Source organism: Terriglobales bacterium, assembly GCA_035764005.1.
Lineage (GTDB): Bacteria > Acidobacteriota > Terriglobia > Terriglobales > Acidobacteriaceae > Gp1-AA112.
Genome location: DASTZZ010000111.1, coordinates 117,185 through 131,213, shown reverse-complemented (window position 1 = coordinate 131,213; position 14,029 = coordinate 117,185). Strand labels below are relative to the sequence as shown.

At 56.5% G+C, this 14,029-nt stretch carries 14 protein-coding genes; 4 read left to right on the top strand and 10 right to left on the bottom strand.

What is annotated here, in order from left to right; translation table 11 throughout:
* Positions 1-391 precede the first annotated feature (391 nt).
* Positions 392-883 carry a transposase gene (locus VFU50_18650; GenBank protein ID HEU5234884.1) on the bottom strand — a complete coding sequence of 164 codons (492 nt, stop codon included), beginning with the start codon at positions 881-883 and terminating at the stop codon, positions 392-394.
* Between the two features lie 711 nt (positions 884-1,594).
* Positions 1,595-2,056 carry a hypothetical protein gene (locus VFU50_18645; protein HEU5234883.1) on the bottom strand — a complete coding sequence of 154 codons (462 nt, stop codon included), beginning with the start codon at positions 2,054-2,056 and terminating at the stop codon, positions 1,595-1,597.
* A 39-nt stretch (positions 2,057-2,095) separates the two neighbouring features.
* Here VFU50_18645 and VFU50_18640 point away from each other — a divergent pair, with 39 nt between their 5' ends.
* Both VFU50_18640 and VFU50_18635 read left to right on the top strand, forming a co-directional pair.
* Entirely contained in the window at positions 2,096-2,272 is a 177-nt protein-coding gene (locus VFU50_18640) for a hypothetical protein (protein ID HEU5234882.1), read from the top strand.
* 70 nt (positions 2,273-2,342) lie between these two features.
* Positions 2,343-2,666, top strand: a complete 324-nt coding sequence (locus VFU50_18635; GenBank protein ID HEU5234881.1) for a hypothetical protein — start codon at positions 2,343-2,345, stop codon at positions 2,664-2,666.
* 935 nt (positions 2,667-3,601) lie between these two features.
* Here the strand turns inward: VFU50_18635 and tnpA are convergent.
* The 5 genes from tnpA to VFU50_18610 all read right to left on the bottom strand — a co-directional run bounded on the left by tnpA (position 3,602) and on the right by VFU50_18610 (position 7,558).
* Positions 3,602-4,036, bottom strand: coding sequence for an IS200/IS605 family transposase (tnpA, locus tag VFU50_18630; GenBank protein HEU5234880.1), 435 nt, complete (start codon positions 4,034-4,036; stop codon positions 3,602-3,604).
* Positions 4,037-4,223: 187 nt separating this feature from the next.
* Positions 4,224-4,778: a phage terminase large subunit gene (gene terL, locus VFU50_18625; GenBank protein HEU5234879.1), complete on the bottom strand. Its 555-nt coding sequence runs from the start codon at positions 4,776-4,778 to the stop codon at positions 4,224-4,226.
* 385 nt (positions 4,779-5,163) lie between these two features.
* The gene (locus VFU50_18620) at positions 5,164-6,189 is read right to left on the bottom strand and encodes a trypsin-like peptidase domain-containing protein (GenBank protein ID HEU5234878.1); all 1,026 of its coding nucleotides are present in this window, start codon (positions 6,187-6,189) and stop codon (positions 5,164-5,166) included.
* Between the two features lie 95 nt (positions 6,190-6,284).
* Complete coding sequence (locus tag VFU50_18615; GenBank protein HEU5234877.1) at positions 6,285-6,872, bottom strand: FmdE family protein; 588 nt, start codon at positions 6,870-6,872, stop codon at positions 6,285-6,287.
* An 11-nt stretch (positions 6,873-6,883) separates the two neighbouring features.
* Positions 6,884-7,558, bottom strand: coding sequence for a hypothetical protein (locus VFU50_18610; GenBank protein ID HEU5234876.1), 675 nt, complete (start codon positions 7,556-7,558; stop codon positions 6,884-6,886).
* A 117-nt stretch (positions 7,559-7,675) separates the two neighbouring features.
* Here VFU50_18610 and VFU50_18605 point away from each other — a divergent pair, with 117 nt between their 5' ends.
* Complete coding sequence (locus VFU50_18605; GenBank protein ID HEU5234875.1) at positions 7,676-8,677, top strand: HD domain-containing phosphohydrolase; 1,002 nt, start codon at positions 7,676-7,678, stop codon at positions 8,675-8,677.
* 152 nt (positions 8,678-8,829) lie between these two features.
* On the top strand, positions 8,830-9,600 hold the full coding sequence (locus VFU50_18600; protein HEU5234874.1) for a dolichyl-phosphate beta-glucosyltransferase: 771 nt from the start codon (positions 8,830-8,832) through the stop codon (positions 9,598-9,600).
* A 319-nt stretch (positions 9,601-9,919) separates the two neighbouring features.
* Here the strand turns inward: VFU50_18600 and VFU50_18595 are convergent, their stop codons facing one another.
* The 3 genes from VFU50_18595 to deoC form a co-directional block, all read right to left on the bottom strand.
* Complete coding sequence (locus VFU50_18595; GenBank protein ID HEU5234873.1) at positions 9,920-10,297, bottom strand: MmcQ/YjbR family DNA-binding protein; 378 nt, start codon at positions 10,295-10,297, stop codon at positions 9,920-9,922.
* Between the two features lie 32 nt (positions 10,298-10,329).
* Entirely contained in the window at positions 10,330-12,720 is a 2,391-nt protein-coding gene (locus tag VFU50_18590) for an aldehyde dehydrogenase family protein (protein ID HEU5234872.1), read from the bottom strand.
* An 82-nt stretch (positions 12,721-12,802) separates the two neighbouring features.
* Positions 12,803-13,810: a deoxyribose-phosphate aldolase gene (gene deoC, locus VFU50_18585; GenBank protein HEU5234871.1), complete on the bottom strand. Its 1,008-nt coding sequence runs from the start codon at positions 13,808-13,810 to the stop codon at positions 12,803-12,805.
* Between the last annotated feature and the right edge of the window lie 219 nt (positions 13,811-14,029).

Below are 14,029 nucleotides of genomic sequence, written 5' to 3'. Positions count from 1 at the left end.
TCACCCCAGCAACCGCGCTTGCTGGGGGCCCCGACTCGCCCGGCTGTTAGGAATTTCGAGATTTCCTGATTTCACGCTTTCGTAGCCGAAAACCGGTAGCCGGTAGCTGATTTGGTGTTGCTGGTTCTTTTGGCTGGAAGCTGGTAGCCGGCAGCTGGTGGCTTGTTCGGTGTTGCTGTTGCCGTTAGCTAGCAGCTAGGAGCTTAGCAGCTCAGCAGCTTCTTTTGTGTAGCCGTTGTCTTAGCTGGTAGCTGGTGGCCGGTAGCTTCATCGGCGTTGCCCCTGTTTTGACTGGAAGCTGGTAGGGCGGTCAAGCTGTCGCGGATTCGACAAGGTCATCGCGGAAGCGCTTGGCGCGCAGGCGCGTCCGGTGTCCCTGATTTCCCCCACACTACCGGCGGGCTTTTGCTACAGCGCGGGCCATTTGAAAATGTGTGGGCGCCGGATCAACCTCATTTCTGAGTCGCGCCGACGAATACAGGTATTGTTCCGGTCGCGCGACCAGGCCAGCCCTCACAGGATTCATCCAGATGTACTCGACGTGCTGTGCATAATCCGCGGCATCTTTGATTCGGTGATCGTCATTGCCCTTCTGCCAGATTTCCTCTTCATACGTCAGTTCCTGCTTCGCGCGAAAGGAAAATCCGCCCTTAACAAACTGCATGGCTTTCTCCAGCGAAACATTCGGAGCCGGAGTGAGAATCAGGTGGATGTGGTTACTCATGAACACAAACTCGTGCAGCTCATATCGTTTCAAGGCTCGATCATCACGCAAGAGATCGAGCAGCAACGCGCAGAAGCGAACCATTCGGAAGATCGGTCTTCGTTCGTGCGTAACCGACGAAACAAAGAATGTGCGGACCTCTTGTGGCGCAAGCGGCATGGCGGATGTTTATACCATGCGGGCAAAGAGTCGAGCGATTCGGTTCTCAGGGCAACGTGGGCATTGCGAAAGCCTTTGAGCCAGAGCCCACGGATTTGCGAAGCAGTGCTTCCCCGTGGAGGGCCCACGGATTCAAGAACCAAAGCCTTTGGTGAGAGCCTACGGATTTATCCGTAGGCGAGGCTTTAGCCTCGTCATAAACGTTGGCCTTAATTTGCGGCTTTAGCCGCGGCGGCTCTGCTATTTTATCCGCATGCTCAACAAATCAAAGCCCGCGGCTGAAGCCGCAAATCAATACCTCGCACACACGGACGACGCTAAAGCGTCGCCCATGCATAAATGCATGGGCTGTCAGCCGAAAATCCTTTTTGCCGCATATCCGTAAGAACCGACCAACCTCTCTCATCCTTGCCATCCGGACGGCGCGCTGGGCGGCCACGCACGATTCGATGACGAGCAACATCGATCTTCAGAACCGTTTGCGGGTAGCGAATGGGTGAGATTCGATAGGATCGACTATGGCGGCGTGCGTGCGCGCAGCGTCCTTTCAACGCTCATCAAAACATCCCCATCGATCTTTCCCCAGGCAAGCAGGCCGTGATATAAGGCCACGGCGGAGGATCATCCAGAGTGATGGTAAGCGGATACCGAGATGGGAACTTCCCGTCTGTCACTGGTTTTATCGGTTTCAGAAATGATGTAGCCCTTCGGTCATCGAGCTGGCGATAGTCCCAACTGTAACGGCTCGCCTTTGATGAAACATGTATCTGCCCTTCCATCGTTGCTCACGTTGATAGCCCCACCCACAATCTTTCCATTCGACAGGTATAGGTCGGAGCAGAATGCGCGCACACCAGAGCGAGAGCCATTCGGCAAACTTTGCACCGTCACTCGCACATATGGTCGCTGTGCTCCACCGCAATTCAGGCTGAATCTGTATCCGTTCGTTCGTCCAGATGCCAACGCAGCGTTGATGAGGCCTGCGCTTGCCAATTGTGACAGCGTGCAGGCAAAGCCTTCCTGCGGATGACGGTTCGCATACGTTGCTTCAGCAGTGTTCAAGACCCGCACGCTCCCTACGGCATTGGCTTCGTTCAGGTTCCTGTTTTGTTGAGCCGAGACAGCAATAACCAACAACAGCACAGCCAAAGACTGCCGTTTCGGGAATTTCATGGAGTCCCCCTTCGCCTCGAGCAGCTTACAATAGAAATAATGCCCAAGGTCATCTGGTTGAAGCCCGTTCGCGGTCGCTACGGCAAGAGCGTGCAACGTATCGAAGCGACGCTAGTTGCCGTCAGTGAGAACTGGTGTACGGTCGAACTCAGCAATGGCGAGCGATGCGTGGCGAAGAACGAGCATGTGCGGTTGGCAAGGGAGAAGGACGTATGAGCGCGATCGAGAGCTTGGAGGACACAACCACGTCAGCAACGCAAACGGCAACAGAGGTGAGCGAAAGCGAATGCTGCTCGTATCGTTCGAGCGCGACTTTCCGCACGACTATAAGGAATATTACAAGAGCAAACGTCACCATCTGCTCGCGAGCATCAATGCGTTCCGCGAACTATGGGGCATGTTTATGGCTCTCGATAAAATCCTTCACCGCGAGTTCGACGATTTGTCCACAGTCCGTGACCCCAAGACGGTTTTGCCGTTCACATTTTTCATCAACGCTCACGCGAAGATGCGTATTGCTTTGGAATTAGCCTTTCAGGGGTGCTTGCAGGAAGCTCGTTCGATTCTTGAGACGCAATGGATTACGCCGCTCATGGCCACTACACACTGAGTGACCCTGAGCTTCAGAAAATCTGGCTTAACAAATCTCTCGATGAGCGCGACAAAGCGTTCACGCAGGCTTTCGAGAAGGAGAAGGCCGACAGGCTCTTTAAGGGATTGGATGAACTTCACCGAATGTACGCTGCAACGGGAAATCAGGGACGGAAATCAGGGACGGAAATCAGGGACAGCCTGACCCGCCCCATCCGTGACAGGGATCACATACGACTGTTCTTCACTATCACGAAGCCGCCGCGCGGCTGCAGTGCAAATCCCTACTTTCTTCCTGGTGGCGCTGATAGTTCCAGATCGCGTGATCGAGCAGGCTTGGCGTCAGCTTAGGAAATTCCGATTTCAGAATTGCGACTGCGTCGCGGACGAGTTGTTCACACGCTTCGGGTGACACAGTTCTTACCCCGAGTGCGTCAGCGACAAACCGCGTTACCATGCAAACGGAGCGGGACAGCCTGATCTGCCTACTTCCGGAAACGGAGCGGGACAGCCTGATCTGCCTACTTCCGTCTGACGATACAACTGGGCAGCTCAAGCTTTCCGCGATTGGGAAACCACGACATCGCCAAATCACGAAATCGCGAGATTCCCAACACCCGGGCGAGGGCGCCCGGCTCCACGTTTATGTGAGCCGTGGCTGAGGCCGGGTGCCCATCCCTGCCGCTTTTGCAAGGGTGGGTGAAGAAGAGGGTGAGGCCATCCTCGGTTTGGTTTTGATGACACAAAACAAGCTGCTGAGCTGCTAGCTACTAGCTGCTAGCCAAAAAATCAACGACAAGACCCGAAGAGCGGCATTCGGCACTCAGCACTCGGCATATACCGAGCTGCGGAGTCACGAGCCTAGTGCCGGAGGCACGACATGTGAAAGCCCAGGACAAGGTCCTGGGTGACGGATAACAGAGATCCCGAGTCCCGGAGGGACGACACCAACGCTTATCCGAACACGTACCGCGGATCGTAATCGACGTTGTGCGCCTTCAACAACGCAATGAATTCCTCTTCGAAATTGCGTTTCTTGTGATGCTCTTCCTGATTGTGGATATATGCAATCACATCGTCGCGGCGTGAATCGCTCACGCTGAATGCACCGAATCCTTCCTGCCACTCGAACTTGGAGCCCATCCATTTCGATGAATTTTCTTTGATCTTTTGGATAAGAGTCGAATGACCAATCGTTCCTGGAAGGGCGACTAACGCGTGAATGTGGTCGGGCATGCCGCCGATGGCGAGAACGTTGGCCTTAACGCTCTTAGCGATACCGGTCATGTATCGCCAAAGGTCTTCTTGGTGATCGCGCGGAATGATTTTGGCGCGATTCTTGGTGCTGAAAACAATGTGAACGAGGACGTTGGAATAGGAATGTCCCATGGAATCTAGATGTCGTCCCTCCGGGACTTGAATTCTATATGTGTCTCCATTCCCAGGACTTTGTCCTGGGCTTTCACATTTCGTGCCTCCGGCACTTGGCAGTCGGCAATCCGCAACTTATTTCTGTTTTGCCTTTCAGCTTCGAAGCTTCGTGGCTCCGTGGCTTCGTGGCTTCTCATAGCCATCACTACCATAGCCCGTACGGGCCGCGCGGCGGTGGCGGTGGTTCATCGAGACGCTTCCAGAGGTGCTCCGGCACGTCTTCTTTCTTGATGAGTCCTCGCCTGTAGTTTGCGATTGTTGCTTCGTCTTTGTAGTACTGCTGAATGCCGGACAAGAAGGCGCGGCTTTTGAACCAGCGCAGGGCCTGCGACGTGGAATCGACCTGGTCGAAGTGTTTCCCATTTGGGAACGTGACCAGCTCGTGGATGTACTGTGAGAGCCACGGCGCTTTCTCCGGCAGATAGACCTGCCCGTTCTCGATCAGGTTGCTGGCGGTGGACATGCGCACGATCTTCTCCTCCTTCGAGTCGCAGCGCGTGAGCGTGGACAGTCCTTCCTGCCGGAGTTCCTGGATGAGCTGCGTACCCGAGGCTCGATCCTCGATGAGGATGTTGCGCGGCGTCCACTCCCGCGCGTGTTCCAGAACGGTCCGTTTCAATTCGGGATATTCCATGCGTCGGCGGAGGCTGTCGAGCAGGTAGAGGCAGCGGTTGGGACGGCTTGAACTGCTCCCCCGCAATGGCAGGACACAAGCTGCTGAGCTACTAGCTGCTAGCTAAGACAACGGCAACAGCAAACAAAAGATCCTTCGACTCCGGTTTGCCACCCCAAGAACAAAACCGAGTTCTTGGGGGCCCCGGTTTCCGCCGCTGATGAGGTCGCGGTAGACCCTCCTGCGCTCAGGATGCCGGGCATTCGGCACTCAGCGAGAACAAGCTGCTGAGCTGCTAGCTACTAGCTGCCAGCCAAAACGAAGCGGCGAGCTACCAGCTACCGGCTTCCAGCCAAAACAACGGCAACAGCAACACCGAAGACGCTACCGGCCGCCGGCTTTCGGCTACGACATCGCGAGGTCAGGAAATCGCGAAATTCCTAACAGCCGGGCGATGGCGTCCGGCTCCACGTTATGCGAGTCTCGGTTGAGGGCGAATTTGCAGCTTGACCAGCTCTGTGCCGCGAAGCACGGTTATTTCGATTGACTCGTCGGGAGCGACTTCGGTGAGCAGTCGATGGAGGTCATCGACGCCCGAAATGGAACTGCGGCCGAAGCCAATGATTACATCTCGTTCCCGCAGGCCTGCCGCTTCAGCTGGGGAGCGGGGCTCGATTGAAATCGCCATCGCTCCCGTGCTCGCCTTCAGTGAATAGTGGCGCACGATGCGCGGATGAATCGGAACATCCTGTCCGGCGACGCCGATGTAGCTACGCTCGATCTTCCCGTTTCGGATCAGGCGGACAGCGATGAATTGTGCCGTGTCCGCTCCGATGGCGAAGCAGATTCCCTGCGCGCCCATGATCGTCGCCGTGTTCACGCCGATGACTTCGCCGCGCGAGTTCACCAGCGGACCGCCCGAATTGCCGGGATTTAGTGCCGCATCGGTCTGAATCACGTTATCGATTAGCCGGCCAGTCCGCGAGCGCATACTGCGTCCTAACGCGCTCACCACGCCCGCGGTAACGGTGTGCTGAAAGCCCAAAGGATTGCCGATGGCAATGGCGACTTGTCCAACTACGAGCGGGCGGCGGCTGCCCAGCGCGGCAAACGGAAGTTGACCGGATACATCGACGCGAAGCACGGCGAGATCGGAATCGGGATCGTCGCCGATCAGAGTGGCGCGGCAGGTCTGCGCGTCTAGGAAAGTGACGATGATCTCCGACGCGTTATGAATCACGTGGCTGTTCGTCAGGACAAAGCCATCGGGCGTGAAGACAAACCCCGAGCCGCTGCCTCCGCGTTCACTTTGCGGATTGCGTGCAGAACTCTGCTGGCGTACGGAGATGTGAACCACCGCAGGGCCAACCTTCTCGACGGCCGAGACTACTGCGCGCGAATAACTGTCAAGGATTTCAATGTCTTCAGGAATTGGGATAGACGACTGAAGAGAAGGCTGCGCTGGAAGAGCAGAATCGAGCAGGGCAAAGTCTGGCATGGCCATGTAGATGCTTGATGGCTGAGTTCGATTCAAACCCCAAGAGCGAACACGAAGGTCACGGAGGTAAACGGCGGAGGTCACGGAGATTCCGCTTAGCTTCCAATTAGCGTGTAGTAGCTGTCACCTGAGCAGGCGCGGCAAAGGATTTGATCCCCCCGTCTGACTTCGCGATGGAAGTTGATGCCCTCGCCGCATTTTGAGCAGACGATTCTTTCCGCTTTGAATCCGGGCAGATCTTCGGGGCGGACCTCTACCTTCACGTTCTGAAAATCAAAGAGGTCTTCATCTTTCATTTCTCGATATGCGAGCATTTGCTGCTCGTTCTTGCTCTGAAGCTCTGGATGGAGGCGCCGAGCCGCTTCCTTCGATGATTCTTTTGCTGAGACGCGAATTGCGCGTCCGGATTCGAGATCCACGAACGTGGCTGCCATTTTTCCCCAATCGAAAAACTTGAGCGCGCGCTTGCCCAGACGGCATCCGGTGACAACGCCAATTGCATCAGTTGCGCAGCGATCGATTTCGACGTATGTGACCAGCCGCTTGCGATCAGCACCGCGAGCGTCGTGAATCCCCAATCGGGAGAGACCGGCCATTGCCATGCGCACGCCTAGAACTTGTCCGGCGCATAAATGGCCATGCGCAACTTCGGCTTCATGAAGGTAGGTCTCGAGCGGTTCCATACAAGCAACGGCTATTGCGGCTTCTCGCCTTCCTTCTGCTCGGGTTGATCTTCCGCCTGCTCGGGTTCAGTGGACCGGCCGCGAACGGAGAAGCTGCGTTTTTCGCCGTTCAGCGGTTCAAAGGTCACTCGCACCGGCTGCTTCTGCCAGACCGGCGCTTTGCATTCCGAATCGGGATCGTCGCCGCCTCTGGCTTGTCCGAGCGGAGTCCGAAGCACCGGCTTACGTTGGCCTAGCTGCGCTACAACCGCATAGAGCTTCTGTCGGTCGGTGACTCCGCAATAAGCCGCGTAGTCGCGGAACCAGCTCACGACAGAATAAAAAGGATCGAAGTCGGGAAGATTGATCTTCGACACCCTCCCCGAGCTGCGATCCACCAGAAGCCAGCCATCGCGCTGCCATTTCCAGTCCGGGCGCGAGGTAAGCGCGTCGTTCATGCGATAGGCGCGACGAACTACGAAGACGCGGTCGGTCACATCGTGCGGCTGATCGATCGTGAACTCTCGCGAGCGTCCATCAACGTTGAGCGAACGGATTCTCATGTCCTGAACGCGGTCGGCTTCAGGCCCGAGGAATAGCTTTACTTTGATCCAGGGCCCAAAGGTGACGAGGTGCGCTTTGGCGGAATGAGCCAGAGTTGCGGTTGAAATTACGAAGCAGATAGCGACCAGGAAGCTATTGCGCATGTTGGTATTAAGGTAAACTTGGCTGTCCAGTCGTTCGGCGGTGCTGGCACAATAGTAATTCAGTCTTGAGGCGCGATTGTGCAACTCAGAGATGCACATTTGCCCTCACATCAGTAGATGGCATCCATGCTCCAGGGCTCTCGCAGCGGCACGCCGCGCAAGTTACAGACAATCCTGGTAGTTGACGACAAGCTCGACACCCTTCTGCTGGTCCGCGAGCTACTCACCTCCCGCGGATACAACGTTACGACTGCCTCTGACGCCGACGAAGCGATCGAAGCTATTCATGCGGAGAGACCCGATTTAATTCTGCTGGATGTGATCATGCCGGGTCGGTCTGGCTATGACTTGTGCCGGGAATTAAAAGAAGATCCCGCCACTCGGCTTATTCCGGTAGTCATGATCACCGGACTCAGCGACCGCGCCGACCGCATCCGCGGCATTGAGGCCGGAGCCGACGATTTTCTTTCCAAGCCGCTCTATCCAGAAGAGTTATATGCCCGCGTCAAGAGCCTGCTGAAGCTCAAGCATTTTACCGATGAGCTTGAGAACGCGGAATCGGTCCTGTTTACGCTGGCTCTGGGTGTAGAGGCCCGGGATCCATTCACAGGCGATCATTGCTCCCGACTCGCGCACTATGCCAGTGCCCTCGGGCGGCATCTCCACTTCGATAATGAGAACATCATTGCGCTCGAACGCGGGGGGTATCTCCACGATCTTGGCAAGATCAAGGTACCGGATGAAATCCTCAAGAAAGGCTCAGAGCTTACCCGTGACGAGTGGGACATCATGAAGCAGCATCCCGTCGATGGCGAAACCATCTGCCAACCGCTGAAATCTTTCCGCAAAGTCCTTCCGATTATTCGTCACCATCATGAGCACTGGAACGGGTCGGGCTATCCGGACGGGCTCGAAGGTCACAACATTCCCGTCCTAGCGCGAGTTCTCCAAGTAGTAGATGTCTTCGATGCGCTCACCACGGCTCGTCCTTATAAGCCTGCACTCCCAACCGCTCAAGCCAAAGAGACGATGCTGCGCGAAGCCAAACGCGGACTTTGGGACTACGAACTCGTTCGCGAATTCTTCAGCATGCTGGAAGCAAAGCGCCGCGCGGCCTAAAGACGAGGTGTGGTACCAACTCCCGAGCAGGTTGCCCGCATCATTCCCACTTAGGTCATAAGTTACAGAAAGCGGGACTGATTCCATCCCACTTCCTTAGCAACTGACGTACAATCGTGAGCGTCTAAGTCTCAGGTACCGGATTGGCACCAATGCCCGCCCCCTTCTACAGCATCATCATCCCGGCTTATAACGAGGCCGAACGTATCGGCGCCAGTCTTGACCGTATTCTTAGCTACATCGCCGAATCGCGATGGTCGGCAGAAGTTATCGTGGTCAACGACGGTTCCCGCGATAACACGTCCGAGGTCGTTCAGGAGTACTCGGGTCGGAATCCCATCATCCGTGTGCTGGAGAATCCGGGCAATCGCGGCAAAGGATATAGTGTCCGCAACGGAATGCTGAATGCTTCGGGGCAGGTGCTGCTTTTTACTGACGCCGACCTGTCATCTCCGATCGAGGAAGCGAACAAGCTTTTCGCTGTAATCGAGAGTGGCCAGGCGGATGTTGCTATTGGCTCCCGCTATCTGCAAAGCGAGCTGCAGACGCGAAAGCAGCCGCTGCATCGTCGCATGCTCGGACGAGCCTTCAATGGGGCGCTGCGCATGATTCTTGGACTCTCGTATGTTGATACCCAGTGCGGGTTTAAAGCCTTCAATCGGAAGGCTGTTACGACGATCTTCCCAAATATGAAGATTGAACGCTGGGGATTTGATCCCGAGATCCTTTTCCTGGCTCGTCGCTATGGACTGCGTGTGGCGGAAGTCCCGGTCTCGTGGGCCCACGATCATCGCTCCAAGATCAGCCCTATGCGTGACGGTACGCGAATGCTCGGCGAGCTACTCCGCATTCGCATGAACTCCGTAGGGGGGAAGTACATCTCTCCAGCCGCCCAGGCGCGAGTTGTTACCAAGACGGCCTGATTGTCGCGGCGATCTTCGCTTTGTTCCGCCCCCGAAGTTCCCATTCCAATCGTTAACAGCGAAGTATAGAGGGAACTTTCTTCAGGATTTCGCGAAATTGCGTGTTTCTGCCGAAATTTGACGAATTTTTCTGCAGGGCAGGGAACTAACAGCGAATGAGCAGGGATTCTTCACAAACGCCGGTATTGCCGCTGATCGGATATGACTTAGACGAAAGGCGCGACTACATTCCCGAGCCCCAGGGATTTTGGAGCACCGAACAGGGAATTTTCGCAGCAGGCAAAGAAACTCAATGGTGCGAACGGCAAAGCAAGCACCGCTACACCCCGCGTCTCTTCGCATTTTTTGAGGCGACCATCTGCCACGCTTCGTGGATGTGGGCGCCCAATTCATCCTCATCAAGGTGATCGAGATTGACACCGATCCAGCCGCGCACGCCTACATAAGGAGGCTTGAAGTAAGCCTTGGGATTCTGGCGAATTAAGGCTGGCTGGGCTCCCGGCGCGGCGGGCAGCCAGACGGCAATGTGGCCATCGTCGTGATGGTTGTCGGCAAACATGGTATAGACCTTCTTGGCTACAAAGAACGTAGGCTCACCATGCGACAGCTTTTCGGTTGTTCCGGGCAGGGCCATACAAATCCGGCGAACACGCTGAATGTGTTCACCCTTATCGTGCTTGGGAGCTGGACCTTTCATCGACAATGAGCCCGCGATCCTCGCCGCTTGCGTTACTCTCCGTATGGCACCCAGATGTTCTTCACTTGTACTGCATGCTGAAGGAACCAGCGGCCCTCGGCTTGATCGTTCTTGAACCAGTCGATAGCGCGACCTTCATTGGTGAAGACCTGCTTCAGATTTCCGATTGACAGTGCCTTTACCTGCGCAGCCGCGCTTTCGTCAGAGAAGCACCAGACGCCATCGACGTCGTCGTGCTCGGCCAGAACTTTCGTGAGTTCCGCGACTCGTCCCGTGACGATGTTCACCACGCCTGCCGGGAGATCGCTGGTATCGAAGAGCTGGTACAAGTCGCCGGTAATCAGCGGATAACGTTCGGACGGAATCGCTACGACGGTGTTTCCCATTGCAATCGTCGGCAAGACGAGGGAAAGGAATCCGAGCAGAGGCTCTTCTGCTGGAGCGACAATTGCTACCGTCCCAATCGGCTCATTCATCGCAATGGAAACATTGCGGAACGGTGGATTGTGCACCGCCCCATCGAACTTGTCTGCCCAGGCCGCATAAGAGAAGATGCGCTCGATGCTGCGCTCAACCTCGGCCGAGGCCTGCTTTTCGCCTACAGCTCGCGCCAATCGCGCAGCAATTTCTGTCGCGCGTTGCGACAGGTTTTCGGCCATGTAGTACAGGATCTGAGCGCGATTGTGTGCAGTCGCCTTTTCCCAGGATTCGGCTTTGCGCGCAGCTTCAACTGCATTGCGGATATCTTTACGATTTCCCAGTGGTGCTTCGCCGAGCAGTGCACCGTCAGCTCCATACACCGGAAAGCTGTATCCCGAATCGGGACGAGCCTGTTTGCCGCCGATGTAAAGCTTCACCGTTCTGTCGATGCCTGGAATGCCGGGCGAGGGTTCTTCGTCTCCTGCTTGCTGCTCCACATTTTTCGTGCTCTTTAGCAGCAGCGGAGCTCTCTTGAACCAAGATGGCTCGAGGTACTCGAGCAGCCCTTCGCGTCCGCCTTCGCGTCCATAGCCACTCTCGCGATAGCCGCCGAAGCCGCAGGCCGCGTCGAATAGGTTCGTGCTGTTCACCCAGACCACGCCGGCTTTGATGTGCGAGGCGACCTGGAGAGCGACGTTAATGTTCTCGCTCCAAACGCTCGCGGCCAGGCCGTACGTTGTGTTGTTTGCCAATTCGACGGCCTCGCGCAATGTGCGGAAGGTCATGGCCGCAAGCACGGGCCCGAAGATCTCTTCCTGCGCCACCGTTGAGCTGGGATGAACATTCGTGAGAAGCGTCGGCGGATAATACAGCCCCTTAATGGGAAGCTGCGTTCCGGGCTGGCAGCAGGTCGCTCCCTCGGCAACGCCTTGATCGACCAGACGGCGAATGCGTTCGAGCTGAACGGGAGCGACAATCGCCCCGATATCGATGGCTTTATCCAGAGGCGCACCTACGCGAAGAGTCTCCATCCGCGCCCGAATCTTGTTGACCAATGCATCGGCAACGCTCTCCTGCATCAGCAGACGCGAGCCCGCGCAGCAGACCTGTCCCTGGTTGAACCAGATCCCATCGACCAGTCCCTCTACTGCGCTGTCGAGATCGGCATCATCGAAGATGATGTACGGAGACTTGCCGCCGAGTTCAAGTGAAAGCTTCTTGTGGCTGGCTGCGGTGGCTTTGCGAATCGCGCGCCCAACCTCAGTTGAGCCGGTGAAGGCAATCTTGTCTACATCGGGATGCTTAACCAGCGCCTCTCCCGTGCGGCCATCGCCGGTGATGATGTTCACCACGCCGGCCGGCAACCCAATCTCGTGACAGATGTCCGCGAAGGCCAGAGCCGTGAGCGGCGTGAACTCCGCGGGCTTCAAGACAACGGTGTTGCCGGTCGCAAGAGCCGGCGCGATCTTCCATGCCAGCATGAGCAGCGGGAAGTTCCATGGAATCACTTGTCCTACAACGCCGCAAGCTTCGTAGCCGGGAAATTCTTCGTTGAGAATCTGCGCCCACCCGGCGTGATGATAGAAGTGGCGCGCAACCAGCGGAATATCAATATCGCGGCTTTCCCGGATCGGCTTGCCGTTGTCAAGCGTCTCCAAAACCGCGAGCCGCCGCGAATGCTTCTGTATCTGCCGGGCGAGAGCATAGAGGTAGCGAGCTCGCGCATGCGTTGTGAGGGAGTTCCACGATGGGAAAGCTGCGCGCGCCGCTTTCACCGCCGCATCTACATCTTTCGCGCTCCCTTGAGCGACGGCCGCAAGCTTGTCACCTGTCGACGGATCGGTGGTATCGAAGTACTCTCCCTCGACCGGCTCCTGCCAGCTTCCTTTGATGAAGTGCCCAAAGTGCCGCTTGTGGCGATCGAGCCAGCTCAGCGCCTCTTTCGCATCCTCCAGCGCCGGGCCGTACTCCATGGTGGCGAATTTTTCCGCGATCTTAGACATGAAATTAGCAGTCAGCCATCAGCAATCAGCCGTCAGCAACCCTGAGTGCTGAATGCTGATTGCTGAATGCTAGTGTCTTTCCTCACGCAATCGGATGCCTGTAATCCGCCGAGTAACGTCCGGTTGCGTAGTATTCGAGCTGCCGCTCGATGTCGGCGAGCATTCCGCTTGCGCCGAAGCGGAACAGACTTGCATCGAGCCAGCGATCTCCCAGTTCTTCTTTCATAAGCGCGAGCCAATCGAGCGACTGCTTTGCGGTGCGGATGCCGCCTGCAGGTTTGAATCCCACCGCCATGCCGGTGTGCGCGACGTATTCGCGTATGGCACGAACCATGACCAGACCTACCGGCAAAGTGGCATTCACGCTTTCCTTTCCGGTCGAGGTCTTGATGAAATCTGCACCTGCCATCATGGCAACCTTGCTGGCACGAGCGACATTGCGCAGCGTCACCAGATCGCCCGTCCCGAGGATCACCTTCATGTGCGCTTTGCCGCATGCTTCTTTGAATGTTGCAACCTCGTCAAAGAGTGCCTGCCATCGGCCGCCGAAGACGTGTGCGCGTGTGATGACCACATCGATCTCCTGCGCTCCAGCAGCTACCGAGCGGCGAATTTCCCCTACGCGCTCCGCCAATGGTGAAAGTCCAGCAGGAAATCCGGTCGAGACAGCAGCTACATTGATGCCCGTACCCTCAAGCGCGCGCAACGCAGTCTCAACGAAGCTGTGATAAACGCATACCGCGGCCACTTTGAGCCGGAAATCTTCCAGTCCGAGCTGCTTCATGATGCTGTGCTGGACGGGTTGCTTCGCCTTAGCACAAAGTCGAAGGACGCGTTGCTCGGTATCGTCGCCGGAGAGCGTAGTGAGATCCATGCACGAGATCGCGCGCAGCAGCCATGCCGCCTGCCAATCTTTCTTCACCGTGCGCCGCTTAGTCAGCGACTCGGCGCGTCGCTCGACGGCACTGGTATTTATGCGGACGTCTTCCACCCAGTCGAGATTGAGAGGCACACCACGATTCGGCTGCAGCTCGAGCTGCTGCGCACGCGTTTCCGTTACGCGATACTCAAAATCGGTTTTCACCGCCATTGACTGCTCCGATGGCTCTTGTGACCGGGGAAGGTTGGGTCAGAGTTAAATCTAATGATACGCCGAGAGGAAATTGGGCGATCGGTCATCGGTAAGATCGGAATGTGTACAATTTTCTAAGTCTTTTCAGCATGAGGAAGAGAGAACGTTTCAAACGCAACGGCGGAAGGCCCACTTCAGTCAGCGATAAAGAGCACTTCTTTCAGGTTGCTCGAAAAT

What these genes read in the sequence shown, in the direction of transcription:
- VFU50_18595 (HEU5234873.1), bottom strand. Translation starts at nt 10,297, where the DNA reads ATGAAAGGTCCAGCTCCCAAGCACGATAAGGGTGAACACATTCAGCGT.
- VFU50_18590 (HEU5234872.1), bottom strand. Translation starts at nt 12,720, where the DNA reads ATGTCTAAGATCGCGGAAAAATTCGCCACCATGGAGTACGGCCCGGCG.
- VFU50_18600 (HEU5234874.1), top strand. Translation starts at nt 8,830, where the DNA reads ATGCCCGCCCCCTTCTACAGCATCATCATCCCGGCTTATAACGAGGCC.
- VFU50_18645 (HEU5234883.1), bottom strand. Translation starts at nt 2,056, where the DNA reads ATGAAATTCCCGAAACGGCAGTCTTTGGCTGTGCTGTTGTTGGTTATT.
- VFU50_18610 (HEU5234876.1), bottom strand. Translation starts at nt 7,558, where the DNA reads ATGCGCAATAGCTTCCTGGTCGCTATCTGCTTCGTAATTTCAACCGCA.
- VFU50_18615 (HEU5234877.1), bottom strand. Translation starts at nt 6,872, where the DNA reads ATGGAACCGCTCGAGACCTACCTTCATGAAGCCGAAGTTGCGCATGGC.
- VFU50_18635 (HEU5234881.1), top strand. Translation starts at nt 2,343, where the DNA reads ATGCTGCTCGTATCGTTCGAGCGCGACTTTCCGCACGACTATAAGGAA.
- VFU50_18605 (HEU5234875.1), top strand. Translation starts at nt 7,676, where the DNA reads ATGGCATCCATGCTCCAGGGCTCTCGCAGCGGCACGCCGCGCAAGTTA.
- deoC (HEU5234871.1), bottom strand. Translation starts at nt 13,810, where the DNA reads ATGGCGGTGAAAACCGATTTTGAGTATCGCGTAACGGAAACGCGTGCG.
- VFU50_18650 (HEU5234884.1), bottom strand. Translation starts at nt 883, where the DNA reads ATGCCGCTTGCGCCACAAGAGGTCCGCACATTCTTTGTTTCGTCGGTT.
- VFU50_18620 (HEU5234878.1), bottom strand. Translation starts at nt 6,189, where the DNA reads ATGCCAGACTTTGCCCTGCTCGATTCTGCTCTTCCAGCGCAGCCTTCT.
- tnpA (HEU5234880.1), bottom strand. Translation starts at nt 4,036, where the DNA reads ATGGGACATTCCTATTCCAACGTCCTCGTTCACATTGTTTTCAGCACC.
- VFU50_18640 (HEU5234882.1), top strand. Translation starts at nt 2,096, where the DNA reads ATGCCCAAGGTCATCTGGTTGAAGCCCGTTCGCGGTCGCTACGGCAAG.